23 protein-coding genes are annotated in these 24,237 nt (G+C 73.7%); 11 read left to right on the forward strand and 12 right to left on the reverse strand.

Features of this window, described 5'->3' with window-relative positions:
- The first annotated feature begins 129 nt into the window (after nucleotides 1–129).
- From ACFYU9_RS21610 to ACFYU9_RS21620, 3 genes are read left to right on the forward strand one after another with little or no spacing between them, the layout of a single operon-like run.
- A complete protein-coding gene (locus ACFYU9_RS21610) occupies nucleotides 130–975 on the forward strand; it encodes a helix-turn-helix domain-containing protein (RefSeq protein ID WP_389345731.1) in 846 nt (281 codons plus the stop codon).
- Nucleotides 975–1,235, forward strand: coding sequence for a DUF397 domain-containing protein (locus ACFYU9_RS21615; protein ID WP_389345732.1), 261 nt, complete (start codon nucleotides 975–977; stop codon nucleotides 1,233–1,235). The genes ACFYU9_RS21610 and ACFYU9_RS21615 overlap by 1 nt, the downstream gene beginning before the upstream one ends.
- Nucleotides 1,235–1,678 carry a DUF3592 domain-containing protein gene (locus tag ACFYU9_RS21620; RefSeq protein WP_389345733.1) on the forward strand — a complete coding sequence of 148 codons (444 nt, stop codon included), beginning with the start codon at nucleotides 1,235–1,237 and terminating at the stop codon, nucleotides 1,676–1,678. The genes ACFYU9_RS21615 and ACFYU9_RS21620 overlap by 1 nt, the downstream gene beginning before the upstream one ends.
- Before the next feature lie 3 nt (nucleotides 1,679–1,681).
- On the opposite strand, the gene ACFYU9_RS21625 is transcribed toward ACFYU9_RS21620, so the two are convergent.
- A complete protein-coding gene (locus tag ACFYU9_RS21625; protein WP_389211150.1) occupies nucleotides 1,682–2,146 on the reverse strand; it encodes a MarR family winged helix-turn-helix transcriptional regulator in 465 nt (154 codons plus the stop codon).
- 96 nt (nucleotides 2,147–2,242) lie between these two features.
- On the opposite strand from ACFYU9_RS21625, the gene ACFYU9_RS21630 reads away from it, so the two are divergent.
- Entirely contained in the window at nucleotides 2,243–2,713 is a 471-nt protein-coding gene (locus tag ACFYU9_RS21630) for a MarR family transcriptional regulator (RefSeq protein WP_389211148.1), read from the forward strand.
- A 165-nt stretch (nucleotides 2,714–2,878) separates the two neighbouring features.
- Here ACFYU9_RS21630 and ACFYU9_RS21635 read toward each other — a convergent pair whose 3' ends face one another.
- A complete protein-coding gene (locus ACFYU9_RS21635; protein WP_389345734.1) occupies nucleotides 2,879–3,832 on the reverse strand; it encodes an NADP-dependent oxidoreductase in 954 nt (317 codons plus the stop codon).
- A 177-nt stretch (nucleotides 3,833–4,009) separates the two neighbouring features.
- Here ACFYU9_RS21635 and ACFYU9_RS21640 point away from each other — a divergent pair, with 177 nt between their 5' ends.
- Both ACFYU9_RS21640 and ACFYU9_RS21645 read left to right on the forward strand, forming a co-directional pair.
- Nucleotides 4,010–5,491, forward strand: coding sequence for a substrate-binding domain-containing protein (locus tag ACFYU9_RS21640; protein ID WP_389345735.1), 1,482 nt, complete (start codon nucleotides 4,010–4,012; stop codon nucleotides 5,489–5,491).
- Nucleotides 5,492–5,551: 60 nt separating this feature from the next.
- On the forward strand, nucleotides 5,552–7,378 hold the full coding sequence (locus ACFYU9_RS21645) for a serine/threonine-protein kinase (RefSeq protein WP_389345736.1): 1,827 nt from the start codon (nucleotides 5,552–5,554) through the stop codon (nucleotides 7,376–7,378).
- Between the two features lie 95 nt (nucleotides 7,379–7,473).
- Here the strand turns inward: ACFYU9_RS21645 and ACFYU9_RS21650 are convergent, their stop codons facing one another.
- The gene (locus tag ACFYU9_RS21650) at nucleotides 7,474–8,376 is read right to left on the reverse strand and encodes a LysR family transcriptional regulator (protein ID WP_389211140.1); all 903 of its coding nucleotides are present in this window, start codon (nucleotides 8,374–8,376) and stop codon (nucleotides 7,474–7,476) included.
- An 87-nt stretch (nucleotides 8,377–8,463) separates the two neighbouring features.
- Here ACFYU9_RS21650 and ACFYU9_RS21655 point away from each other — a divergent pair, with 87 nt between their 5' ends.
- Nucleotides 8,464–9,297 carry an oxidoreductase gene (locus tag ACFYU9_RS21655; protein WP_389211138.1) on the forward strand — a complete coding sequence of 278 codons (834 nt, stop codon included), beginning with the start codon at nucleotides 8,464–8,466 and terminating at the stop codon, nucleotides 9,295–9,297.
- A gap of 170 nt (nucleotides 9,298–9,467) precedes the next feature.
- Here the strand turns inward: ACFYU9_RS21655 and ACFYU9_RS21660 are convergent, their stop codons facing one another.
- Nucleotides 9,468–10,751, reverse strand: coding sequence for an adenylosuccinate synthase (locus ACFYU9_RS21660; RefSeq protein WP_389211135.1), 1,284 nt, complete (start codon nucleotides 10,749–10,751; stop codon nucleotides 9,468–9,470).
- A gap of 143 nt (nucleotides 10,752–10,894) precedes the next feature.
- On the opposite strand from ACFYU9_RS21660, the gene ACFYU9_RS21665 reads away from it, so the two are divergent.
- Entirely contained in the window at nucleotides 10,895–11,710 is an 816-nt protein-coding gene (locus ACFYU9_RS21665) for a diacylglycerol kinase (RefSeq protein WP_389211133.1), read from the forward strand.
- A 39-nt stretch (nucleotides 11,711–11,749) separates the two neighbouring features.
- Nucleotides 11,750–13,498, forward strand: coding sequence for a hypothetical protein (locus ACFYU9_RS21670; RefSeq protein ID WP_389345737.1), 1,749 nt, complete (start codon nucleotides 11,750–11,752; stop codon nucleotides 13,496–13,498).
- Here ACFYU9_RS21670 and ACFYU9_RS21675 read toward each other — a convergent pair.
- Nucleotides 13,482–14,075 (reverse strand): GbsR/MarR family transcriptional regulator, encoded by a 594-nt coding sequence (locus tag ACFYU9_RS21675; protein WP_389345738.1) that lies wholly within the window; start codon nucleotides 14,073–14,075, stop codon nucleotides 13,482–13,484. The two genes, ACFYU9_RS21670 and ACFYU9_RS21675, sit on opposite strands and share 17 nt — an antisense overlap.
- Before the next feature lie 75 nt (nucleotides 14,076–14,150).
- Here ACFYU9_RS21675 and ACFYU9_RS21680 point away from each other — a divergent pair, with 75 nt between their 5' ends.
- Complete coding sequence (locus ACFYU9_RS21680; protein ID WP_389211129.1) at nucleotides 14,151–15,050, forward strand: ATP-binding cassette domain-containing protein; 900 nt, start codon at nucleotides 14,151–14,153, stop codon at nucleotides 15,048–15,050.
- Nucleotides 15,047–16,621, forward strand: a complete 1,575-nt coding sequence (locus tag ACFYU9_RS21685) for an ABC transporter permease (protein WP_389211127.1) — start codon at nucleotides 15,047–15,049, stop codon at nucleotides 16,619–16,621. Before ACFYU9_RS21680 ends, ACFYU9_RS21685 begins: the two co-directional genes overlap by 4 nt.
- 22 nt (nucleotides 16,622–16,643) lie before the next feature.
- Here the strand turns inward: ACFYU9_RS21685 and ACFYU9_RS21690 are convergent, their stop codons facing one another.
- The 7 genes from ACFYU9_RS21690 to ACFYU9_RS21720 form a co-directional block, all read right to left on the reverse strand.
- Complete coding sequence (locus ACFYU9_RS21690; protein WP_389345739.1) at nucleotides 16,644–17,876, reverse strand: cytochrome P450; 1,233 nt, start codon at nucleotides 17,874–17,876, stop codon at nucleotides 16,644–16,646.
- Between the two features lie 92 nt (nucleotides 17,877–17,968).
- Nucleotides 17,969–18,631, reverse strand: coding sequence for a response regulator (locus ACFYU9_RS21695; protein ID WP_389211123.1), 663 nt, complete (start codon nucleotides 18,629–18,631; stop codon nucleotides 17,969–17,971).
- The gene (locus tag ACFYU9_RS21700) at nucleotides 18,628–19,944 is read right to left on the reverse strand and encodes a sensor histidine kinase (RefSeq protein ID WP_389345740.1); all 1,317 of its coding nucleotides are present in this window, start codon (nucleotides 19,942–19,944) and stop codon (nucleotides 18,628–18,630) included. The genes ACFYU9_RS21695 and ACFYU9_RS21700 overlap by 4 nt, the downstream gene beginning before the upstream one ends.
- 188 nt (nucleotides 19,945–20,132) lie before the next feature.
- A complete protein-coding gene (locus ACFYU9_RS21705) occupies nucleotides 20,133–20,984 on the reverse strand; it encodes an alpha/beta hydrolase family protein (RefSeq protein WP_389345742.1) in 852 nt (283 codons plus the stop codon).
- A gap of 94 nt (nucleotides 20,985–21,078) precedes the next feature.
- The gene (gene kynU, locus ACFYU9_RS21710; RefSeq protein WP_389211118.1) at nucleotides 21,079–22,293 is read right to left on the reverse strand and encodes a kynureninase; all 1,215 of its coding nucleotides are present in this window, start codon (nucleotides 22,291–22,293) and stop codon (nucleotides 21,079–21,081) included.
- Nucleotides 22,286–23,149 carry a tryptophan 2,3-dioxygenase family protein gene (locus tag ACFYU9_RS21715; protein WP_389211116.1) on the reverse strand — a complete coding sequence of 288 codons (864 nt, stop codon included), beginning with the start codon at nucleotides 23,147–23,149 and terminating at the stop codon, nucleotides 22,286–22,288. The genes kynU and ACFYU9_RS21715 overlap by 8 nt, the downstream gene beginning before the upstream one ends.
- Before the next feature lie 118 nt (nucleotides 23,150–23,267).
- Complete coding sequence (locus ACFYU9_RS21720) at nucleotides 23,268–24,134, reverse strand: DUF3152 domain-containing protein (protein WP_389345743.1); 867 nt, start codon at nucleotides 24,132–24,134, stop codon at nucleotides 23,268–23,270.
- Nucleotides 24,135–24,237: the final 103 nt, after the last annotated feature.

The following is a 24,237-nucleotide window of genomic DNA, read 5'->3' on the forward strand; positions in this document are numbered from 1 at the left end:
GCGTCGACGCTAGCGTTTTCCACGACTGAGCGGGCGCGTCGGCAACCCTTTGACCTGCGCCAACGGGCCTTGTGCGCAGTCGAATTCGGCGGGGAGCAGTTGAGACCGGTTGAGATCGGTTGAGTCCGAATGGGGATCGCGGTGGCGCGAGACGAAAACAGGGAATCGGTGGGTCCGGCGGCACGGATGGTGGCGCTGGTGGCGAAAAAGTTGCGTTTGCTGAAGGGGCTCACTCAGGAGCAGGAGGGGGCGCTCATGGGGTACTCGGGCGCGGCGATCAGCGCGCTGGAGCGCCTTGTCCACCCGGTGAGCGACGAGATGCTGGTGAAGTTGGAGGAGGTACTGGGTGAGGGCACGGGCATCTTCGACGACATGCGGCTGCCTGTGCGGCTGGAGAAGCTGCCGGAACAGTTCCGGGACTACCTGCTGATCGAGCAACAGGCCCTGAGCCTTTACTTGTACGCGCTGCCCAACGTGCACGGCTTGTTCCAGACGGAGGCGTACGCGCGGGCGCAGATCGCCGGTGGCTACCCGCCGCCCTCGCCGGAACGGGTCGAGGAGCTGGTCCGGGCGCGCATTGGACGCAAGGCGATCTTCAACAAGGAGCCGATGCGTCATATCGAGCTGATCCTCGACGAGTCCGCGTTGCGGCGGAAGTTCGGCAGCGAAGAGATCATGCGCGAGCAGTACCGCTACCTGGCCGAGTGCGCCGGCTACAAGAACGTGACCCTTCAGGTCCTCTCTCTGGACATCGGCCTGACCGGCGAGAACGCGGGCGCGAGGGGCGAGCTGAACCTGGTCGAAACGGACGACCACTCCCCGATCGTCTACCTGGAGATCCAGGACGAGAGCGTGCTGATCACCGAGCCGGCCAAGGTGACTACCTACGCACATCGCTATGCGAAGATCCGAGCACAGGCCCTGAGTGCTCGCGAATCACTGGCGCTCATCGAGCGGTTGGCGGGAGAAGGATGATGAGCAAGACCACCCTGAGCTGGTTCAAGTCCTCGTACAGCAGCGACAGTGGCGGCAACTGCGTCGAGGTGGCCTTCGACTGGCGCAAGTCCTCGTACAGCAACGCCGGCGGCGGAGAGTGCGTCGAAGTGGCCTTCGCGGAGCCGGCCACCTGCCCCCGCACCACCGTCCACCTCCGCGACTCCAAGCTCCAGGACCACGGCCCGACCTTCGCCGTCGCCCCCGCGGCCTGGGCCGCGTTCCTCGCCTGGCAGGGCTGATGGCCAGAGCCCTCGCCGTCATAGGCGCCCTGCTCATCGTGGTCGGCGGCTTCGCACTCTTCGTCACGATCGGCGGCATCGCGCTGTGCCTGAAGCTGCGCGCGCTGGTCCGGCGCGGCGTGGAGGGCGACGCGGTGTCGTATCACCACGACTGGATGAACAAGAAGTACCGGGTGCACTACCGGATCGACCTCGACGGCGGCCGGAGCGGCGACTTCTACGAACTCCAGGTGACGCAGCCGGAGCCGGTCGGTTCCGTCGCGCGGGTGGTGTACGACCCGCGCCGGCCCAACCGGGCCATGGTCGGGACGGAGAAGACGGTGCTGGCGAAGTACCGCTCGGAGACCGGGGTCCTGAAGTACCTGACGGGCTTCGGGGTCCCGGTCGTGGCGCTGGGAAGCCTGCTGGTCGCACTCTTCGACGGCAGCGGCGGCGGCAGCTGAGGCTCAGCGCGCGAGCATCCGCTCCAGCAGGCTGACGAGCAGCGAGCGTTCGGCGACCGAGAACGGGGCCATCAGCTCGTCCTGGGCGTCGGCGAGGATCTTGTCGAGGCGCCGGAGGTGCTGGCGGCCCTGCGAGGTGATCGTCACGACGTTGCGGCGGCGGTCGGCGGGGTCGGGGGTGCGGGCGACGTGGCCCTGGGCCTCCAGCTCGTTCATGACGGCGACGAGGTCGCTGCGGTAGATGCCGGTGCGGCGGCTGAGACCGGCCTGGCTGGTGGGTCCGTACTCGGCGAGTGAGGCGAGCGCGGCGTAGTGCCATTTGCGGGCGTCCTCGGCGGCGAGGCGCTCGCTCACCACGCGGTCGGCTCGCGCCGAGGTGAGCGCGAGCAGGCGGCTGGGCAGGCCGCGCAGGCGGTCGGGGACGTCGACGGCCTCGGACATCTCGGGGGACTCGGGAGTCTCGCTCATGCGGTGCAGGTTACCCCTTGCGTTAGTGGCACGAACGATCTACTGTCGTTAGTGCCACAAACGTTAGTCGCCTGAACGTTAGAGGAGTGAACGAGCATGTCCGTGAACGCCACCGCCACCGCTGCCACCACCACCGCACCCCTCGCCGACGCCCGCGCCCTCGGCCTCGCCCACTACGCCGCCCGCGGCGTCCTGGAGCACGTCCTCGGCCGGTACGGCACCACGTTCCAGCAGCAGATCGCCCTGCGCGCCGCCGTCACCGCCGAGACCCCGCGGACGCCGGACGAGCTCGTCGCCCAGGTCCAGGGCTCCCTCAAGGCCGACCCGGCCGAGGTCCACGCCACGCTCGACGAGCTGCGCACCCGCGGGCTGCTCGTCATGGACGGGGCGCACATCCGCCCGACGGACGCGGGCCGCGAGCTGCTCGCCACGCTGGCCGCGGAGACCGCCCCGATCTCGGCCCGCGTCTGGGGCGGCATAGCCGAGGAGGACCTGGCCGCCGCCGGCCGCGTGCTCGCGCTGGTGACCGAGCGGGCCAACGCGGAGCTCGCGGCGCTGACGGCCTGACGGCGGGGAGCACCTGACGGCCGGGGAGACCGGACGGCTGGAGACCGGACGGCTGAGGAGACCGGACAGCTGAGGAGACCGGACGGCGGAGAGGCCTGGACGGCCGGGGAGACCGGACGGCCGGGGAGACCGGACGGCCGGGGAGACCGGACGGCCGGACGCGGTTCAGATCATCAGGATGATCCGGCCGGGGCGGCGGCCCGCCTCCGCGCGGCGGTGGGCCTCGGCGACCTCTTCGAGGGGCATGACGTCGGCCACGCGGGTGATGAGCTCGCGGTCGGCGACCATCTTGAAGATGGCGGCGAGTTCGGCGGGGTCGGGCCGGCCGAAGACGGTCTCGACGCGGATGCCGCGTTCGGGGGCGGGAGTGCGATCCTTGGCGAGGGCGACGAGGACGCCGTTGTCCTTGACGGCGGCGAGGATCGGGGCGCCGACGAGGGCGCCGTCGAAGGCACCGTCGACGCGGCCGGGGACGGCCGCCAGGACCTGGGCCAGGACGTGGACGGGTTCGCCGCGGGTGACGCAGTGCTTGGCGCCGAGGAGCTTGAGCTCGCTCTCGTCGCCCTCGTGGGCGACGGCCACGACCTCCAGGCCGGCCGCGGAGGCGAACTGGACCGCGAAGCGGCCCACGACACCGCTGGCGCCGGTGACGAGGAGGGTGGAGCCCGCGGCGAGGCCGAGCACGCCGAGGCCCTGCTGGGCGGTGACGGCGGCGAGGGGGACGGAGGCCGCCTGGGTGAAGTCGATGTCGTCCGAGATCGGCGCCAGCCAGTCCGGGTCGACCCGGATGACCTCCGCGTAGGTGCCCTCACCGGTCCGCTCGGTGAACCACGGCACGAAGCCGGCCACCCGGGTACCGGCCGGAAGGGTGCCCGCCGGGCTGGGCGCCGGGTCGAGGAGCCGGCCGGCGAAGTCCGTGCCGAGGACGAACGGGGGTCGGAGCGGTTCGAGCTCGTCGGCGTAGTAGCCCGCCCGGATCCTCATGTCCGCGACGGCCACACCGGCCGCCTTCAGCCGGACCCTGACCCGTCCGGGCACGTCCCCGGCCTCGGGCTCGGGGCGGCGGGCCATGTTCAGGACCTCGGGTCCGCCGTAGGCGGTCACTTCGACGACACGCATGGGGTTTCTCCTCGTGCGGCGGCCCCCTCGTCGCCATTACACCCATGCCCGCCACCCCCGGCAACAGCTGAAGGAGGCACGGGGGAACGCTCGGGCGAGCTGTCGGAAGGGAGAACTCCACGTGGCGGGATTCCAGCCCCCGCCCGGAACCGCACACACGTCCGTACGGTGGCATCCGTGGACTGGGTCAGCCCCGAGAACGTCATCGCCGTGCTCACCGCGCTGCTCGGTGTGGCCGTCACCTTCGGCGTGCTCCTGATCGAGCGCCGGGTGCCGCGCCGCAAGCGGATCGGCTACCGCGTGCAGCTGGACACCCCGGTGGGTGAGCGGGACGACGCCCGCCTCGGGCTGTTCAACGAGCAGCAGGACATGGCCGACGCCACCCTCGTCCTGCTGCGGATCGAGAACGACGGCGCCGTCTCGATAGGCCGGGAGGACTACAACCTCGACACCCACGGGCTGACCATCGACTTCACCACCCGCGCCGTGCGGGCCGTGGCCCTCACCCACGCGCCCTTCAGCGCCGCCACCGTCGACCACCGCGGCTCCGAGGTGCTGCTCCCGAAAGTCGCGCTCAACCGCGGCCAGTACTTCAAACTGCTCGTCCTGCTCACCGGCGGCGGCGTCGGCAGCCCCGTCAGCGTCAGCGGCGGGATCCGCGACGGCGACGTCCACCCCAACCACTCCACGACCTTCGACGACAAGCCGCCGACGTTCAGCCGCGCCGCCCGCGCGGTCACCGTCACCCTGACCGCCTGCGTGATCGCCCTCGCCTCGATCATCGTGGTCCGCGACGACACCCCGCCGCCCATGGGCTGCACCACCGGCACGCTCACCGTCACCGGATCCACCGCCTTCGCGCCCGTCGTCCAGGACCTGGCCAAGCAGTACGAGGAGGACTGCGACGGCGCCACCGTCGTCGTCGACCCGCACGGCTCCACCGCCGGCATCCGCGAGCTGGCCGACAAGGGTGCCAAGACCGCCCAGGGCTCCCCCGCGCTCGTCGCCCTCTCCGACGGCCGCAAGCCCGGCGGCTATCCACAGCTGCGGGAGAACATGGTCGCCGTCTCCCTCTACACCCTGGTCCTCAACGACGGCATCCACCTGGAGAACCTCCGGCTCGCCGACATCCGCCGGCTCTACCGCGGCGACATCACCAACTGGAAGACCCTCGGCGGCCCCGACCTGCCCGTCCGCCTGGTCAGCCGGGACGCCAACTCCGGCACCCGGGAGGTGTTCCAGCGCCGCGTCCTCGGCCGCAACGAGCCCGCCAACTCCTCCCGCGACTGCGCGCACAAGGACGACCCGGACGCGCCCGTGGTGCGCTGCGAGCTCGACAGCACCGAGCAGGTCCTGACCACCGTCGCCGCGCTGCCCGGCGCCATCGGCTACACCGAACTGCGCTCCGGCACCGGCCTCAAGGGCCTGCACCGCATCGCGATCGACGGCCGCCGCCCGAACGTCGACGAGATCGGCACCTCGCCCTACCCGTACCGGGAGATCGAGTACGCCTACACCTACGGCCAGCCGCCCGCCGACTCGCTGACCTCGAGCTTCCTCACCTACCTCACCCACGGCGGCGGCCAGGCGATCATCTCCACCCACGGCCACCTGCCCTGCGCCACCCCCAAGGGCCTGAAGATCTGCGGCGAGGGATGAGGATCCGCCGCCGATCCGACGGGGTCCGTGCCGATTCCCGCTCTGGCATGCTCTGACCTCGTGGATCCCTTGAGCACGCAAGACCCGGTCGTCATGGGGCCGTTCCGGCTGATCGGACGGCTCGGCACCGGCGGCATGGGCCGGGTGTACCTGGGCCGTTCGGCGGGCGGACGGGCCGTCGCGGTGAAGGTCGTGCACCCGGAGCTGGCCGCGCAGGAGGAGTTCCGGCTGCGCTTCGCCCGCGAGGTCGCCGCCCTGGAGAAGGTCGGCGGCACCGGCACCGCGCCCGTGCTCGGCGCCGACACCGCGGCCGAACTGCCCTGGGTGGCCGTCGGATACGTACCGGGTCCCTCGCTGCGCACGGTCGTCGCCGACGAGTACGGGCCGCTGCCGCCGGCCAGCGTGCGCACCCTCGCCGCCGGGCTCGCCCGGGCCCTCACCCACATCCACGCCGCCGGCCTGGTCCACCGCGACCTCAAGCCGTCCAACGTGCTGCTCACCGTCGACGGCCCGCAGATCATCGACTTCGGCATCGCCCGCGCCCTCGACACCGTCACCGACGGCGGCCTGACCACCACCGGCGCGGTCGTCGGCTCCCCCGGCTTCATGTCGCCCGAGCAGGTCCGCGGGGAGAAGCTCACCCCCGCGTCCGACGTGTTCTGCCTGGGCTCGGTGCTCGCGTACGCGGCGACCGGGCGTTCGCCGTTCGGCGGTGCCGACAGCGGGGTGCACGCCACGATGTTCCGCATCGCCCACGACGAACCCGACCTCACCGGGCTCGCGCCCGAACTCGCCGGGCTGATCCGGGCCTGCCTCGGCAAGGACCCGGCGGCGCGCCCCGCCGCCACCGAGCTCGTCGACACCCTCCAGGTCATCGACCCGTGGCTGCCCGCCGACGTCCTGGCCCGGCTCGGCCGGCACGCCGCCCGGCTCCTGGACACCGAGGACCAGGGCCCGCCGCCGCCCGAGGACCCCGCCCCGGCGACCCCGCCGCCGCCCCGCCGCCCCCGGCGGCCCCGGCGCGCCCTGCTCGCCGCGGTGACCGGCCTCGCCGTCGCGGCGGCCGCGGCCGGACTCGCGTACACCTCCTGGCCGCACGACGGGCAGGACGGCAAGCCCGGCGGCGGCGAGCAGAGCGCCAAGACCCGCGCCGGGATCGTCCCCGCCGCTTTCCTCGGCGCCTGGGAAGGCGTCCTCCAGGGCTCGGCCGACGCACCGAGCGAGACCAGCCGCATCGAGATCACGCAGGGCGCTGCGGGCGCGAGGACCGCCGTCTACACCCACGTCACCGGAACGCAGCTGTGCATGGGCCGCGCCGCCCTCGTCTCCGCCACCGACACCGAACTCGTCCTCGGCGAGGCCGAGATCACCGCCAGTGTCCCCGGCCGGCGCTGCACCCCCGCCGCCCGCCAGACCCTCACCCTGCGCTCCGCCGACGTCGTCGAATGGAGCTCCGGCGTCGCCACGTCCACCTTCCAGCGCGCCAGGACCGGGCCGGCCGTCGTCCCGGCCGCGCTCCTCGGCACCTGGAAGCAGAACCCGGCCACCGTGACCCAGCCCGAGGCCGACCGCTGGATCTACCGCCTCACCGTCACCCAGGGCCCGGCCGGCGCCCCGCTGGTCCGCTTCGAGCAGTCGTATCCGCGCACCGACAAGGACGGCAACCTCACCTCCGACGACGTCGACTGCACCGCCACCGCCCTCGTCGGCGGCGCCGGCGGGCTGCTCGTCGTCGGCCCGCAGACCCGCGACCCGGACACCTGGGACCCGGAGTGCGTGGAGGAGGGCTCCGGCAACCTCCGGATCGTGCACTACAAGGGCAGGGAGCTGCTCCAGTTCTACGGCATGGGCGGCGACAGCGAGCCGGGCGAGTTCGTCCGCGAGTAGCCCGCCCTGCGGGCCCCGCTCCGGAGGCCGCCCCGGAGCCCGGCCTGCGAACCCCGGCCCCGGAGCCGGCCTGCGGGCCCGCCCCGGAGCCCGGCCTAGGAAGGTCCCGCCACCTGCGCGGCCGCCCGCGCGTAGTCCTGGACCAGCGGGCGGGTGTCGTCGGCGCGCCAGGCGAGGGCGAAGCGGGACGGGGAGATGCCGTCGACGGGGCGGGTGACGACGCCGTCGCGGGCGAGCAGCGGGGCGTTGCCGGTGGCGACGAGGCAGATGCCGAGGCCGCCGACGAGCGCCTCGTACGTCTCGTCGGCGCTGGCGATCTCGGCGCCGACGATCGGGGCGCGGCCGGCGCGGGCGTCGACGGCCAGCCAGTAGTCGCGGAGCTCGGGGCCGGTGGCCGGGAGGGCGAGGAAGGGCTCGTCGAGGAGGTCGGCGAAGGCGAGGCGGTCGCGGCCGGCCAGCGGGTGCGCGGCCGGGAGGGCGACGAGGCGGGGTTCGGTGGCGACGACGACCCAGCGGAAGCGTTCGGCGCCGGTGAGCGGCAGCCACACGAAGGCCACGTCGCTGCTGCCGTCCGCGAGCCCGGCCGTCGGGTCCTCCCAGCCGACCTGGCGCAGCCGGGTCCGGGCGCGCGGGTGCGACTCGGTGAAGCGGGAGCGGATCGCGGGCAGCAGGCCGCCGCGGCCCGGGCTGGTGCTCATCCCGACGACCAGGGTGCCGTCCGCCGCCGCACGGGCGGCCCGTACCGCCTCCTCGCCCTCCGCCCAGGCGGCGAGCACGGCGCGGGCGTGCGGCAGCAGGGCCGTACCGACCTCGGTGAGGCGCACGCCGTGCCGGTCGCGGTCGAAGAGCGGCGCGCCGAGCTGGCGTTCCAGGGCCCGGATCTGTTTGCTGAGCGCGGGCTGGGACACGTACAGGCGCTCGGCGGCGTGCGTGAAGTGGAGTTCCTCGGCGACGGCGAGGAAGTAGCGCAGGTCGCGGCCGTGCACGTCCGTGGTCATAACCGTGGGCTATCACGACGGATCTTGGACAGACAACTCCCTTCGGCCGCACGCTACTTGCACAACCAACGAGGGGAATCCACGAACATGAGCAAGGTCTGGCTGATCACCGGCGCCAACAGCGGTTTCGGGCGCGCCTTCACCGAGGCCGCGGTCGGCGCCGGGGACGTCGTGGTCGCCGCCGCACGCCGCGCCGGGACCCTGGACGAGCTGGTCGCCGCCCACCCCGACCAGGTCGAGGCCGTCACCCTCGACGTCACCGACGCGGCCGCGATCGACCGCGTGGTGGCCGGGGTGGCCGAGCGGCACGGCCGGATCGACGTCCTGGTCAACAACGCGGGCCGCACCCACGTCGGCTCGGTCGAGGAGACCGGCGACGCCGAGCTGCGCTCGCTCTTCGACGTCCACGTCTTCGGTCCCGCCGCCCTCACCCGGGCCGTCCTGCCGCACATGCGGGCCCGCCGCTCCGGCGCGATCGTGCAGCTCAGCAGCGTCGGCGGGCAGATGTCGATGGCCGGCTTCGGCGCGTACAGCGCGACGAAGTTCGCCCTGGAGGGCATGTCCGAGGCACTGGCCGCCGAGGTCGGCCCGCTCGGCATCCGCGTGCTGATCGTCGAGCCGGGCGCCTTCCGCACCTCGCTCTTCGGCACCGGCAAGAGCCTCAGCGCGGACACGATCGCCGACTACGCCGACACCGTCGGCGCCACCCGCGCCTTCGTCGAGGGCGGCGACGGCGGCCAGGCCGGCGACCCGGCGAAGGCCGCGGCGGCCGTCCTCGCCGCGCTGAACGCCGACGAGACGCCGCTGCGGCTCGCCCTCGGGGCCGACTCGATCGACACCATCCACGCCCACCTGGACCAGGTCCGGGCGGACCTGACCGCGTGGGACAAGGTCGGCCGGGACACCGGGTTCGACGCGTAGCCGGAAACGGCCGAAGGGCCCGCACCCCTGGCCGGGCCGGAAACGGCCGAGAGGCCCGCACCCCGGCCGAGCCGGAAACGGCCGAAGGGCCCGCACCCCGGCCGGGCAGGAAACGACCAAAGGGCCCGCACCCCGGCCGAAGCCGGGATGCGGGCCCTTTCGCACGGCCTTTAGAGGAACGAGTTGATCTCGATCGTCTCGGTGCGGCCCGGGCCCACGCCGATCGCGGAGATCGGGGCGCCGGACATCTCCTCCAGGGCCTTCACGTACGCCTGCGCGTTCTTCGGCAGGTCGGCGAAGGTCTTGGCCTTGGTGATGTCCTCGGACCAGCCCGGCAGCATCTCGTAGACCGGCTTCGCGTGGTGGAAGTCGGTCTGCGAGTACGGCAGCTCCTCGACGCGCTTGCCGTCGATCTCGTACGCGACGCAGACCGGGATCTGCTCCCAGCCGGTGAGCACGTCGAGCTTGGTCAGGAAGAAGTCGGTCAGGCCGTTGACGCGGGTCGCGTAGCGGGCGATGACCGCGTCGAACCAGCCGCAGCGGCGGTCGCGGCCGGTGGTGACGCCGCGCTCGCCGCCGATGCGGCGCAGGGCCTCGCCGTCCTCGTCGAAGAGCTCGGTCGGGAACGGGCCGGCGCCGACGCGGGTCGTGTACGCCTTGAGGATGCCGATGACGCGGCTGATCTTCGTCGGGCCCACGCCGGCACCGGTGCAGGCACCGCCGGCGGTCGGGTTCGAGGAGGTGACGAAGGGGTACGTGCCGTGGTCGACGTCGAGCAGGGTGCCCTGGCCGCCCTCGAAGAGCACGACCTTGTCGTCGTCGAGCGCGTTGTTGAGGATCAGCGTGGTGTCCGCGACGAACGGCTTGATCTGCTCCGCGTACTGGAGCATCTCCTCGACGATCTGCTCGGCCTCGATGGCGCGGCGGTTGTAGAGCTTCGCGAGCAGCTGGTTCTTGCCCTCGAGCGCCGCCTCGACCTTCTGGGTGAGGATCGACTCGTCGTACAGGTCCTGGACCCGGATGCCGACGCGGTTGATCTTGTCGGCGTACGTCGGGCCGATGCCACGGCCCGTGGTGCCGATCTTGCGCTTGCCGAGGAACCGTTCCGTCACCTTGTCGAGCGTGACGTTGTACGGCGTGATCAGGTGGGCGTTGCCGCTGATCAGGAGCTTGGAGGTGTCGACGCCGCGCTCGTTCAGCCCGCTCAGCTCGGAGAGCAGGACCGCCGGGTCGACGACGACGCCGTTTCCGATGACCGGGGTGCATCCCGGGGAGAGGATGCCGGACGGGAGCAGGTGCAGCGCGTACTTCTGGTCGCCGACGACGACCGTGTGGCCGGCATTGTTGCCGCCCTGGTAACGCACCACGTAGTCAACTGACCCACCGAGCAGGTCGGTGGCCTTTCCCTTGCCCTCGTCACCCCACTGAGCACCGAGCAGCACAAGTGCGGGCACAGGCGTACACCCCTTCCGGGCGGGGCAAGACCAAGGTCAGGGGGCCGACGCCGCCTCACCGGTGTGCCCCGGAATAGACGAAGCCCCTGGCGCAATAGCGCAAGGGGCTCTTGCACAAAGAGACTACCCGAGGAAGGACCGAGGTGTCGGATCACGACCAGCTGCTGGTCATCGTCGACCCGGTCGCCCGCCGAATGGACGGCGAGTCCGTACGGATCGCGAAGGATGTGCTGTCCGCGGGCGCGGAAGCGAAGATCTGCCTGCCGGACGGTCCGGAGGAATTCTCCCGGGCCCTGGCCCGGCGCGGCTCCCGGCGCCCCGTCGTCCTCGGCGACGACCGCGCGCTGCTGCGCACCGTGACCCTGCTCCAGCGGGACCGGCACCCCGACGGCACGGGCGGTGCGGCGGCCGTCGCGATGGTCCCGATCGGCGCGCCCGACCGGCTGGGGACCGCCCGCACGCTCGGCGTGCCGCAGGACACGGTCGCCGCCGCCCGGGCGGTCCTCGACGGGGCGGTGCGCCGGCTCGACCTGCTCGTCGACGACAGCGACGGCGTCGTCCTGGCCCGCCTCGACGTGCCCGCCGCCCGCGAGTTCGCGCCCGCGCCGCCCACCGTCTGGGACACCTGCCGCTCCCTCGTCCGCACCCTGGTCCGCCCGGCCCCGACTGCCCTCGCGGTCCGCACCCACCGGCTGCGGATCGAGGCGGACGGCGAGCTGCTGTGCGACGTCGGCACGCCGGTGGAGAGCCTCACCGCCCGCGCCGTGGACGGCCGGGCCGCGCTGACCCTGATCCCGGCCGGCGCCCCGGCCCTGCGCACCACCGCCCGCACCCTCACCGTCACCGGCCCCGACTTCCGCTACCGCGCGGACACGGAGGTCACGGGGCCGGTGCGGCGGCGGACCTGGACGGTACGGGAGGGGGCCTGGGGCCTCACGGTGCCGGCGGGCCGGGACTAGGCTCGGCCGCCGGGGCCGATACGAGGCGGGGTGGGGATCTTGGCGAGCGCGCTCGACGTGCCGCAAACGGCAGGCGCACTGGACCGGTACCGGACGCGGGCGCGCGGCTGGGCGGCCGTCGGGCTGGGCTCGGCCGCCGCCGGCGGGTTCCTCTTCGCCGAGTCGGCGGACGGCATGTGGAGCCAGGACGCGGGAGCGGGCTTCCTGATGTTCGGTCTGATCGTCGCCGGCATCGGCCTCGGCACCCTCGTCACCGCCCGCCGGATGCGCCGCGCGCTGACCTCCCGGCCCTGGTCCGCGCACCCCGCCGTCGTCCCGCCGTACGGGATGCGCGGGCCCGCCGTCGTCCTGAGCGACCCGGCCACGGGCGAGGCGTGGCCGCTGGCCGTGCGGGCGGTCCAGCAGCGCCACCACCTGGCGCAGCCGGGCGCCTCCGGCGTGCTGTGGTGGTGCGGCGACCCGGCGCGCGGCGGGGTGCTCGCCCAGCCGGGCGGCGGGGTGCTGGTCTGGGCGGCGCCGGTGCGCGGGGCGGGCACACGGGCGAGGCTGGTGCGGCAGGCGGCGGACGAGGGGCTGCTCGGCCGGCCGGTGCCGGTACAGCCGCAGACGCTGGGGCCGGTGACGGTGCCCGCGCAGAGGGCTCCGCGGACGCCCGCGCGGCGGCCCGGGCGGCGGCGCCTGGGGGCGTGGCGGTGGGTCGTGCTGCTGGGCGCGATCGGGATCGGGATCGCCGTCGCCGGTGATCGGGCGGCGGAGCACGATCCGCAGATCGACCTCACGGTGCTCGAATTGCGGCCGGACCACGGCTGCACGGTCTCGTGGAGGGACCCGTTCGACGGGACCCGGCGGACCGGCGCGTACCGGTGCACGACGGATCTGCCGAAGAGCCTCGACGGCTGGGACAGCGCCTATGTCGTCTCGTACGGGCCGTGGAAGGGCGAGCTGTACAACCCGCTCCGGGAGGACTCCGACGCCGCGGAGACCACTGCCTTCGCGGGCCTCCTCGGACTGGCCCTGCTGCCCGTCGGGCTGGTCGGCGGTACGGTCGGCTTCGTGCTGCGCCGCCGCAGGCGTCACGTCGCGGTGCCGTCCGGCGCACTCGCCGCGATGCACACGCGGCCGCGCCGCACGTCCGCCGGGCTCACGTACGCCGTGCTCGCCGCGCACGCCCGAAGCCGCACGCCGGACGCCAAGGCCAGGGCGAAGCGCCGCCGCCCCGGCGCCGACGTGCGCGACGTGCCGTGGTGGCGGGTGCGCGGGCTGCGGGAGCTGTCCGGGCTGCACCCGCTCGCGGGGGGCCTGCTGATGCTCCTCCTGATGGCCGGCATGTGGTGGTGGGAGCCGGGTTTCCAGCCCGTGCTCGGCGCGGTGGGCGCGCTGTTCCTGACCGTCACCGGCGGCTACCGGTTCCTGGCCTACGGCCGCCGTGTCGCGCCGCTCCTGGCCCGCGCGGCCGTCGCCCCCGTGCCCGTACCGAAGCGGTACGTGCTCCTCGGCGCGCCCCGCGGCCACTCGTCCCTCCTCGTGGTCTTCCCGGCGCACGGCGGCGCGGAGGACCGGCCCGAGGGCGTGCTGCCGGTGTGGCCGGAGGACGCCCCGGACTCGTCCGTCGGCGAGGTGGAGCTGCGGGGCTGGCTGGACCGGACCACCGACGGGCATCCGCTCGTCGTCCCGTGGGTGGACGGCCGGCCGCTGTGGCCGACGGAGCCCTATCTGGAGGCGGGGACGCCGGAGTTCGCCGAGGTGATGGCGCCGCTCGTCCCGCCCGCGGTCACCGCCCGGCGGTAGTCCCCCCGGCGGCCTTCTCCGCCGCCTTGAGGGCCCGCCAGCGGTCCATGATCCCGCCGATCTCGCCGTGCAGGAAGGCGAAGAACTCGGCCGTCTCGGCGGTGCGGCGGCCCGCCGCCGTGTCCGGGCCGAGGGTGGCGGAGCCCTCGCGGAGCAGCGCCTCCCAGCGGGTGAGGACCTGGTCGCGGCGGGTGAAGGTCTCGTACCAGAGCTCGTTGTGGAGCACGTAGCGCTCGCGGCGGGTGCCCGGGTCGCGCTCGCGGCTGACCATCCCGACCTGGGAGAGGTAGCGGATCGCGCCGGAGACGGCGGCCGGGCTGATCTTGAGCGCCTCGGCGAGCTCGGCCGAGGTCATCGAGGCGGTCTCGGAGGCGAGCAGGGCGGCGAAGACACGGCTCGCCATGCGCTGCATGCCGGCGGCGGTCATCGCGGCCGCGAAGCGCTCGACGAAGCGCGCCGTCGCCTCGCCGCCCGCCGTCGCCCCGTCGCCCGCCGTCGTCTCGTCGCCGGCCTTCGCCTCGCCGTCGGCCGCCGCCCCGGGGGTCGTCGTCACGCCGTCTGTCATGCCGTCTGTCATGCCTTCCACTATCTCACCCACTTTCCACGATTCCTTAACTTCACAAGTTTGTGAAATGAGCGTACGTTCTGAAGCATGACGAAGGCAATCAGCGTCGCCGGACTCCACAAGTCGTTCGGCCGCACGCACGCACTGGACGGCCTCGACCTCGCCGTCGAGACCGGCGAGGTCCACGGCTTCCTCGGCCCCAACGGCGCCGGGAAGTCCACCACCATCCGCGTCCTCCTCGGTCTGCTGCGCGCCGACTCCGGCACCACGCGCCTGCTCGGCCGCGACCCGTGGGCCGACGCCGTCGAGCTGCACCGGCGGATCGCCTACGTCCCCGGCGACGTCACCCTCTGGCGCAACCTCTCCGGCGGCGAGGTCATCGACCTGTACGGCAGGCTGCGCGGCGGCCTCGACCGCACGCGGCGCGCCGAGCTGATCGAGCGCTTCGAGCTGGACCCGACGAAGAAGGGCCGCACCTACTCCAAGGGCAACCGGCAGAAGGTCGCCCTGGTCGCCGCCTTCGCCTCCGACGTCGACCTGCTCGTGCTCGACGAGCCCACGTCCGGACTCGACCCGCTGATGGAGGAGGTGTTCCAGGAGTGCGTCGGCGAGGCCCGCGCCCAGGGGTGCACCATCCTGCTCTCCTCGCACATCCTCAGCGAGGTGGAGCAGCTCTGCGACCGGGTCAGCATCATCCGCAAGGGCCGCACCGTCGAGTCCGGCTCGCTCGCCGAACTGCGCCACCTCACCCGCACCAGCGTGGTCGCCGAACTCGCGGGCCCGCCCAACGGACTGGCCCGTCTGCCGGGCGTGCACGGCCTGGAGGTGCGGGCGCACCGGGTACGCCTCCAGGTCGACACCGACAAGCTCGACGCCGTCCTGCGCTCGCTCACCGAGTCCGGCGTGCGCAGCCTCACCAGCACCCCGCCCACCCTGGAGGAGCTGTTCCTCCGCCACTACGCCACGGACGAGGTGGCCGCGTCATGAGCACGCTCAGCCTCGCCGGCACCGGCTCCCTGACCCGGCTCGCGCTGCGCCGCGACCGGCTGATGCTGCCCGTCTGGGCCCTGGTCACCGGCGGTCTGGTGGCGAGCGGCGCGGGCTCGCTCCAGAGCCTGTACGGGACGGCCGCACAGCGCGCCGAACTCGCCGCGTCCATGAACGCGAACAGCTCGATGCGCTCGCTCTACGGCCCGGTCTTCGACGACTCCCTCGGCGGACTCGTCGCCTGGCGGTTCGGCACCTTCGCCGCCGTCCTCGCCGGCGTGATGAGCCTGATCATCGTCGTCCGGCACACCCGCGAGGAGGAGGAGACGGGCCGTCAGGAGATGCTGTCCGCCGGTGCGGTGGGCCGCCGGGCCCCGCTGACCGCCGCCCTTCTGGCCGCGCTCACCGCCAACACCGCCGTCGCCCTCGTCGTCGTCGCCGGACTGGCCGGGCAGGGCGCGGCCGGCGCGCTCGCGCTCGGACTCGCCATCGGCGGCACCGGCATGGTCTTCGCGACGACGGCCGCGATCGTCGCCCAGCTCACCGAGAGCGCCCGGCTCGCCAAGGGCCTGACGGCCGGACTGCTCGGCCTCGCCTTCGTGCTGCGGTCGGCGGGCGACGCCGGCACGGCGGGCGGGGGCAGCGTGCTCACCTGGCTCTCGCCCGTCGGCTGGGCGGTGCACGTCCGCGCCTTCGCGGGCGAACGGTGGTGGGTCCTCGCGCTGACCGCCGGCGCCGTCCTCGTCCAGACGGCCCTGGCGTACGGGCTGACCGCCCGGCGCGACGTCGGCATGAGCTTCCTGCCCACCCGGCCCGGGCCGGCCGTCGGGCGGCTGGCGACGGCGGGCGCGCTGGCCTGGCGGCTGCAGCGCGGCACGCTGCTCGGCTGGTCGCTGGGCTTCCTGACCGGCGGCCTGGTCTTCGGCGGGATGGTCGACGGCGCGGCGGACATCGTCGGCGACAACGCGCGGGCCCGGGAGATCTTCGAGCGGATGGGCGGCCAGAGCGCCCTCACCGACGCCTTCCTCGCCACCATGGTCGGGCTCTTCGGCATGATCGCGGCGCTGTTCGCGGTCGGCTCGGTGCTCCGCCTGCACGGCGAGGAGACCTCGCAGCGCGCCGAACCGCTGCTCGCCGCGCCCGTCGGCCGGCTGCGCTGGGCGGCCGGGCACCTCGTGGTGACGTTCGCCGGCTCGGCGCTGGTGCTGCTGCTGAGCGGGGCCGGGCTCGCGCTGTCGTACGGCAAGGAGCCCGGCCCGATCCTGGCCGCCGCGCTCGTCCAGCTGCCGGCCGTGTGGACGCTCGCGGGCCTGGCGGTGCTGCTGTGGGGCGCGGTCCCGAAGGCCGCGACGGCCGCGTGGGGCGTGGCCGGGGTGTGCCTGGCGCTCGGCTGGATCGGGCCCGCGCTCGACCTGCCGCAGGCCGTACTCGACGTGTCGCCGTTCGGGCATCTGCCGAAGCTGCCGGGCGGGGAGATGTCCTGGGCCCCGGTGCTCGCGCTCACGGCCCTGGCGGCGGCGCTCACGGCGGCGGGCCTCGCGGGGCTGCGCCGCAGGGACATCCAGAGCTGAGTGCCTTGCCGCGGCGGGGAGTTCACACCTCCACCAGCAGCTCCTCGAAGCCCCGGATCACATAGCCCGGCTTCCACACCGGCTCCGCCGCGAGCCGCAGCCCCGGCGCCTGCCTCAGCAACTCACCGAAGAGGGCGGTGAGTTCGAGGCGGGCGAGCGGGGCGCCGAGGCAGTAGTGGATGCCGGCGCCGAAGCTGACGTGCGGGTTGTCGGCGCGGGTGAGGTCGAGGCGGTCGGCGGTCGGGCCGAAGCGGGCGGGGTCGCGGTTGGCGGAGCCGAAGAGCAGGGCGACCTCGGCTCCGCGCGGGATGACGACGTCGCCGAGCTCGATGTCGTCGAGCACCCAGCGCTCGAACATCTGCAGCGGGGTGTCGTAGCGCAGGAGTTCCTCCACCGCGGTCGCCAGCGCCCGCGGGCCGGGATCCGGGCGGACGCCGTGACGCAGCAGCGTCCAGGTGCCGTTGACGGCGGTGTTCACGGTCGCCTCGTGGCCCGCGTTGAGGAGCAGCACGCAGGTCGAGATCATCTCCTGCTCGGTCAGCGCCGCGCCGCCCCGCTCACCGTCCCCCCGCTCCCCGTCCCCCCGCTCGGCGACGCCGAGCAGGCCCGAGATCAGGTCCTCGCCCGGGTCCTTGCGCCGCCGGGCGATCAGCTCCCGCAGGTAGCCGGAGAACTCGACCGAGGCGCGGACGGCCCGGCGGGCGGTCTCCTCCGACGGATTCAGCTCGAACATCCCGCAGATGTCCGCCGACCACGGCCGCAGCCGCGCCCGCTCCTCGTCGTCGTCCGGCACCCCGAGCATCTCGGCGATCACCGCCACCGGCAGCGGCTCGGCGACCCGCGCGAGCAGATCGCCGCCGCCGTCCGCGACCAGCCCGCCGACCAGCCCGGCGGCGAGCCGCCGTACGGTCGGCGCGAGCCGCTCCACCGTCCGCGGCGTGAACGCCTGGGATACGAGCCGCCGGATCCGGGTGTGGTCGGCGCCCTCCAGGTCGAGCAGCCCGTGGTCGTTGAGCGTGTGGAACGGCTCGTGGGCGGCGTCCGGCGCCGGGCGGCCGAACTCCTCGTGGGTGAAGCGGTGGGTGTACGTACGCCCCAGTCGGCGGTCCCGGAGCAGCGCCGACACGTCCTCGTGGTGCGGGATCAGCCACTGGCGGGTGGGGCCGTACCAGTGGGCGCGGCCGGCGGCGCGCAGCCGCGCGTAGGCGGGATGGGGATCGGCGACGAACTCCGGGGACCAGGGGTCGAAATCCATGCCCCCTTCCCTACCCGTTTCCACCCGCCGATCCCTGCCGGTCTCCATCCGCCGATCCCTGCCGGCTTCTACCCGCCGATCCCCGCCGGCCTCTACCCGCCGACCTGCACCAACCGCGCCTCGTACGCGAAGACGGCCGCCTGCGTCCGGTCCCGCAGGCCGAGCTTCACCAGGATCCGGCTCACATGCGTCTTGATCGTCGACTCGGCGACGATCAGGTGGTCGGCGATCTCCTGGTTCGACAGGCCCTGCGCGATGAGCACCAGGACCTCCGTCTCGCGCTCGGTCAGCTCGCCGATCTGCGCCATCGCGGGCGGGCGCGGCGCGGTCGCCGCCGACCTCGCGAACTCGTTGATCAGCCGCTTGGTCACGGTCGGCGCGAGCAGCGCCTCGCCGGCCGCGACCACCCGGACGCCCTCCGCGAGCTGTCGCGCCGAGGCGTCCTTGAGGAGGAAGCCGGAGGCGCCGGCGCGCAGCGCCTGGTACACGTACTCGTCCAGGTCGAAGGTGGTCAGGACGAGCACCTTCGCCGCGGCGTCGGCGGCGACGATCTCGCGGGTGGCGTCGATGCCGTTCAGCTCCGGCATCCGGATGTCCATCAGGACCACGTCGGGGCGGAGGGCGGCGACCTGGGCGACGGCCTCGCGGCCGTTGACGGCCTCGCCGACGACCTCGATGTCCGGCATGGCGTTCAGGAGGACGGAGAAGCCCTCGCGGACCATGATCTGGTCGTCGACGATCAGGACGCGGATCACGGCTGAAGCTCCTCACGGGGCACGGGGATGTACACGGCGACCTCGTAGCCTCCGTCGTCCGTCGGCTCGGCGGTCATCTCGCCGTTCAGCATCGTCACCCGCTCCCGCATGCCGGTGATGCCGTGGCCCGCGCCGGGCGAGGGCTTCACGAGCCCGCGCGCCGGTTCGTTCGCGACCCGCAGGCCGAGGCCGCCGAGCACGTACGAGACCTCCACCTTCGCGGGCGCGCCGGGTGCGTGCCGCAGCACGTTCGACAGGGCCTCCTGGACGATCCGGTACGCCGACAGCTCCACGCCCTGCGGCAGCTCGCGCACCGCGCCGGTCACCGTCCGCTCCACGTCGAGCCCGGCCTCCCGGACGTTGGCGACGAGGCCGTCCAGATCGGCGAGGGTGGGCTGCGGGGCGTCGGGCGCCTCGTAGTCCTCCGCCCGGACGACGCCGAGGATGCGGCGCAGCTCGGTCAGCGCGGCCACCGCGTTCTCCCGGATCGTCACGAACGCCTGCTCCAGCTCCGGCGGCGGGTTCTCCACGCGGTACGGGGCGGCCTCGGCCTGGATCGCGACCACCGACATGTGGTGCGCGACGACGTCGTGCAGCTCGCGGGCGATCGTCGTGCGCTCTTCGAGCAGGGTCCGCTTCGACCGCTCGACCGCCGTGACCGACTGCTGGGCGGTGACCTCGCGGGCCGCCTCGCGGCGGACCTGGCCGACCGAGACGGCGAGCAGGAGCAGCGCGGCGACGAAGACGACCTGCGGCCCGTCGTTGTCGTACGCGGCACCCCGAACCCCGGAGGCGAGCACGGCGTACACGGCGGTGACCACCCACATCCAGGCGGCGGTGCGCGGGCGGGTGCGCAGGGCGACGACGACGAGGACGGCGAGGTGCGCGAGGACGGAATTCGGCGCCCAGGGCCAGCCGTCGTCGTACGGACCCAGGTAGGCGACGAAGGGCGCGGTGACGAGCGACACCCAGAACGCGAGGACCGGACGGACGAGCGTCAGGAGCACGATCGCGGCCGGCAGGAGCGCGTACAGGAACGCGAACGGGGCGAGCAGGTCCCAGGAGTCCTGGTAGCCGACCAGGAACACGCAGAACGCGATGAACACGACGACCACGTGCGGAAGCAGGGTCGCGTGCTTCCGTATCCGCTCCGGCAGGAAGCGGACGAGCCCCCGGTCGGTGTCCATGCGGGGCAGCGGCCGGTAGGCGAAGGCGTCCGTGATGAGGTCCGCGCGCAGACCGCCGAGCGCCTTCAGCGTCAGGCGGAGCTCGGGGCTGCGGCTCGTTTCGGTGGTCCGGGTCGTCGAGGTCACCGGACCACCGTACGGGCGGGCCGGGCGCGGGTCGTCCGGCTGGATGCGGATCCTTCGGGGTCCGCCTTGAGTACTACCCGCGGCCACCCGTCACCAGGCACCAGGCACCAGGCCACCCTTCACCGGGCACCCGTCACCGGCACTCGTCACCAGGGCACCCGCCACCGGTCACGCGTCACCGGTCACCGTCACCAGGCCAGCTGGGCGATCTCCTCCGCCACCACCGCGCACGCGTCCGCCACGGGGTCGATCAGCGGGAAGTGGCCGACGTCCTCCAGGAGCGTGAAGCCGACGGTCTCGCCCGCCCTGGCCGCCGCGTCCACGTACGCCTCCGCCACGGCCGGCGGGACGACGATGTCGGCGCGGCCCTGGACGACGGTCGTGGCGATGCCGGTGGGGAGCAGCACGGCCGGGTCGGCGAAGGCCGCCCGGGCCTTGAAGTCCGCTTCCCCGCCGAGGAGTTGGGTCGTCGCACCGCCGCAGACGTCCAGCTCGGCCGCCCGCTCGAAGTGCGCGATCGGCGCGAGCGCGACGACACCGCGCAGGGCCGGCGGGGCCGGCAGGCGCCACGGGGAGCCGGCGGGCAGGACGTGCCGGGCGGCGGCCCACAGGGCGAGGTGGCCGCCGGCGGAGTGGCCGGTGAGGACGAGACGGCGCGGATCGGCCTGCGGAAGGTGCTCGGCGGCCAGGCCGGCGACCGCGTCGAGCGCCGCGGCCACGTCGTCGAAGGTGTCGGGCCAGCGCCCGGCGACGCCCTCGCCGTCGCCGCCGCGCCGGTACTCGACGCTGGCCACGGCGAAGCCGCGCCGGGCGAGGAAGTCCACGAACGGGGTCAGATGCCGCCGGTCGTACGCCGCCCGCCAGGCGCCGCCGTGCAGGGCGACGACGAGCGGCACGCCCGTGCGCCCGTCGCGCGGCGCGTAGAAGTCGACGACCTGATCGGGGTGCGCGCCGTACGCGGCGGAGGCGTCCGGGGCGACGGCCGGGTGCGAGAAGGCCGATGCTTCTTCGGCGGCGTCGCGCGCGGCGGGGTCCGGCATGCTGCTTCCAACCTCTCCTGGAACCAGGCCGATTGGCCTGACCTGCGGGGACCGTATCAGGAGTACGGCCCCCGCAGATCAGGTGATCAACCGATCATCGGCCGTCGTCGGAGGAGAGGACGTCGGCGAGCACCCGCGCCGCCCGCTCGGCGTCCGCGAAGCCGACGTACAGCGGCGTGAAACCGAACCGCAGGATGTCCGGACGACGCAGGTCGCCGACCACTCCGCGGCGGATCAGCTCCGCCATCACGTCCGGCGCCCCGGCGCAGCGCAGCGCGACCTGACTGCCCCGCTCCGCGTGCGCCGCGGGCGTCACGGACTCGACCCGGCCCGCCGGGACGTAGGCCCGCACGCACTCCAGGAAGAAGTCCGTCAGGGCCAGCGACTTGGCGCGCACGGCCTCGACCGCGACGCCGTCCCACACGTCGAGGGCGGCCTCCAGGGCCAGCATCGACAGGATGTCGGGCGTGCCGACCCGGCCGCGCAGCGCGCCTTCGGCGGCCCGGTAGCCCGGGGTCATGCCGAAGGGGTCGGCGTGCGAGTTCCAGCCGGGCAGCGGCGAGTCGAAGCGACCCTGGTGGCGCTCGGCGACGTACAGGTACGCGGGCGCGCCGGGGCCGCCGTTGAGGTACTTGTACGTGCAGCCGACCGCCAGGTCCACGCCGTGCGCGTCGAGGCCGACGGGCAGCGCGCCCGCGCTGTGGCACAGGTCCCAGACGGCGAGCGCGCCCGCCTCGTGGAGGGCGGCGGTGAGACCGGGCAGGTCCCGGAGCCGGCCGCTGCGGTAGTCGACGTGGTTGACCAGCGCGAGGGCCGTCCGGTCGGTCACCGCGCCCGCCATGTCGGCCGGGTCGAGGGGCACGATCCGGTGACCCGTGAGGCGCGCGGCGGACTCGGCGATGTACCCGTCCGTGGGAAAGGTCGTCGCGTCGACGAGGATCTCGTCGCGTCCGTCGCCGGCCAGCCGCGTGCCCGCGACGACCGCCTTGAAGACGTTCACGCTGGTCGAGTCGCCGACCACGATCTGCCCGGCGGCGGCACCGACGATCGGGGCGATCCGGTCGCCGATCCGCTCGGGCGCGGTCCACCAGCCGGACTCGTCCCAGGAGCGGATGCGCAGCTCGCCCCACTCGCGGGTGATGACATCGGCCATGCGGGCCGGCACGTGCGCGGGCAGCGCGCCGAGCGAGTTGCCGTCGAGGTAGACGACGTCGTCGTCGAGGGCGAACTTCTCGCGGTGCTTGGCCAGCTCGTCGGCGGCGTCGAGCGCCTGGGCGCGCTCGGCGTGGGTGCGGGAGATCTCAGACATGGCTGCGCGCCGTCCACAGCTCGGGGAACACGTTCTTCTGCGCCCGCTTCTCCAGCCAGGCCACGCCCGCCGAGCCGCCGGTGCCGGTCTTCGCGCCCATCGCGCGCCGGGTGGCGACCAGGTGGTCGTTGCGCCATCGCCAGACCAGTTCGGCGACGTCGCTGAGCGCCTCGCCGAGGCGGACGAGTTCGGCGTTCTGGTCGGCGTCGGCGTAGATCCCGGCCCAGATCCGCTCGACCTCCGCGGAGGGCTCGTAGCGCAGCGCCGGATCGCGGTCGAGGACCGCGGCCGGCACGGGCAGCCCGCGCCGGGCGAGCAGCCGCAGCGTCTCGTCGTACAGGCTGGGCTCCTGGAGCGCCTTCTCCAGCTCGGCGTGGACGCGGGGCGCGCCGCGGTGCGGCACCAGCATGGACGCCGACTTCTCGCCGAGCAGGAACTCCATCCGCCGGTACATCGCCGACTGGAAGCCGGAGCCCTCGCCGAGCGCGCCGCGGTAGGCGTTGAACTGGGCGGGGGTGAGCTGGGCGAGCGGCCGCCACGAGTGGTTGAGGGCTTCGAGCTCGCGCACGGAGCGCTTGAGCGCGTCCATCGCGACGGGCACGTCGTCCCGGCGCAGGGCGTGGCTCGCGGTCTCCCACTCGTGGACGATCACGGTGAACCACAGCTCCATGACCTGGGTGGTGACCAGGAAGACCATCTCGCCCGGATCGTCGGAGCGCAGGTGCTGGAGGTGGGTGAGGACGTCCGCCTGGACGTAGTCCTCGTACGGTGTCGTGCCCGCGAAGTCGAGGTTCGGCGTGTCGGCGACTGCGTCGGCGACCGCACCGGCTCCGGGGGCATCGGGGAAGGTGGACATTTCTGTCTCCTCGATACGTAACACCGGGTAGCGGTCCGCTCCTCTCCTCCGGCCCATCCGGCACGGGAGCCCCGGTCCCCTCGGGAGGCGCGCTTCGTCGCACGCCCTCCCAAGCGCATCATGACACGACCGGACCGGTGATGTAGATCCCCTCTTCGTCATACGGATACGCGTTCGAATGACAGCCGTCCAGGCCCTTGATCTGCTGCATCATCACCGGCGCGGCCCGCCCGGGCCCCGCGCAGCCGAGGTGCCGGCGGATGCCGAGCTCGTGTCCGACCTCGTGGTTGATGATCAGGTTCCGGTACTCGGCGGGCGGTCCGGCGAAGGTCGGCGAGCCCAGCATCCACCGCTTCAGGTTGACCACGACACCGGCGGACGTCTCGCAGTTCAGCTCGCCGTGCGTGTTCATGCCGTTGGCCGCGCAGAGCCGGTCGGCGGTGTCCGGGGTCGCGATCCGGATGACGAAGTCGGCGTGGTCGGTGACCAGCTGGAAGCGGCCCCGGCCGTGCGCGGCCCAGCCCCGCGGATGCGCCAGGATCCGCTGGATCTCCTCGGCGGCCTCGCGGGCGGAGACGTCGACGCCGTCCTCGACCTGGACGCGGTAGCGGCGCAGGGTGCCGCCGGAGCCGACGGGGGCGCCGGTGGCCCGGGCGGTGGTGAAGGTGCCGGGGCCGGACCGCGGGACGCGGGGCTTCTTGTCGTGCGCCTTCTCCGGAGCGGGCCCGCGCGTGGATCCGGGCGTCGCGGCCCGCGCCGGCGGCGTGGTCGGCGCCGTCGCCCCGGCCGGTGGCGCCGTCGTCCCGGCCGGTGGCGCGGTGGTGCCGGCCGGTGGCGCCGTCGTGCGCCCCGGGCCCGGGGCGGCGGGTGCGGCCGCGGTGTCCCGGCCCTGGTAGTGGGCGGCCGCGGCCACGCACCCGAGCACCGCCAGGACCAGACACAGCAACGGCCACCCGCGCCGCCGCACCGCTCGCCGTCGCCCCACCAGAGCCCCCTCGCCCCACCCACGTACACCTTCGAACAGGTGTCCCCACCCTCAGGACGGCGGAACGGAGACGGGGGTTCCGAGATCCTCGCGCGCGGCCGCG

The sequence above is a fragment of the Streptomyces sp. NPDC004327 genome (assembly GCF_042873935.1).
GTDB lineage: Bacteria > Actinomycetota > Actinomycetes > Streptomycetales > Streptomycetaceae > Streptomyces.

What these genes read in the sequence shown, in the direction of transcription:
- ACFYU9_RS21610 (WP_389345731.1), top strand. Translation starts at nt 130, where the DNA reads ATGGGGATCGCGGTGGCGCGAGACGAAAACAGGGAATCGGTGGGTCCG.
- ACFYU9_RS21615 (WP_389345732.1), top strand. Translation starts at nt 975, where the DNA reads ATGAGCAAGACCACCCTGAGCTGGTTCAAGTCCTCGTACAGCAGCGAC.
- ACFYU9_RS21620 (WP_389345733.1), top strand. Translation starts at nt 1,235, where the DNA reads ATGGCCAGAGCCCTCGCCGTCATAGGCGCCCTGCTCATCGTGGTCGGC.
- ACFYU9_RS21625 (WP_389211150.1), bottom strand. Translation starts at nt 2,146, where the DNA reads ATGAGCGAGACTCCCGAGTCCCCCGAGATGTCCGAGGCCGTCGACGTC.
- ACFYU9_RS21630 (WP_389211148.1), top strand. Translation starts at nt 2,243, where the DNA reads ATGTCCGTGAACGCCACCGCCACCGCTGCCACCACCACCGCACCCCTC.
- ACFYU9_RS21635 (WP_389345734.1), bottom strand. Translation starts at nt 3,832, where the DNA reads ATGCGTGTCGTCGAAGTGACCGCCTACGGCGGACCCGAGGTCCTGAAC.
- ACFYU9_RS21650 (WP_389211140.1), bottom strand. Translation starts at nt 8,376, where the DNA reads ATGACCACGGACGTGCACGGCCGCGACCTGCGCTACTTCCTCGCCGTC.
- ACFYU9_RS21655 (WP_389211138.1), top strand. Translation starts at nt 8,464, where the DNA reads ATGAGCAAGGTCTGGCTGATCACCGGCGCCAACAGCGGTTTCGGGCGC.
- ACFYU9_RS21675 (WP_389345738.1), bottom strand. Translation starts at nt 14,075, where the DNA reads ATGACAGACGGCATGACAGACGGCGTGACGACGACCCCCGGGGCGGCG.
- ACFYU9_RS21680 (WP_389211129.1), top strand. Translation starts at nt 14,151, where the DNA reads ATGACGAAGGCAATCAGCGTCGCCGGACTCCACAAGTCGTTCGGCCGC.
- ACFYU9_RS21685 (WP_389211127.1), top strand. Translation starts at nt 15,047, where the DNA reads ATGAGCACGCTCAGCCTCGCCGGCACCGGCTCCCTGACCCGGCTCGCG.
- ACFYU9_RS21690 (WP_389345739.1), bottom strand. Translation starts at nt 17,876, where the DNA reads ATGGATTTCGACCCCTGGTCCCCGGAGTTCGTCGCCGATCCCCATCCC.
- ACFYU9_RS21705 (WP_389345742.1), bottom strand. Translation starts at nt 20,984, where the DNA reads ATGCCGGACCCCGCCGCGCGCGACGCCGCCGAAGAAGCATCGGCCTTC.
- kynU (WP_389211118.1), bottom strand. Translation starts at nt 22,293, where the DNA reads ATGTCTGAGATCTCCCGCACCCACGCCGAGCGCGCCCAGGCGCTCGAC.
- ACFYU9_RS21715 (WP_389211116.1), bottom strand. Translation starts at nt 23,149, where the DNA reads ATGTCCACCTTCCCCGATGCCCCCGGAGCCGGTGCGGTCGCCGACGCA.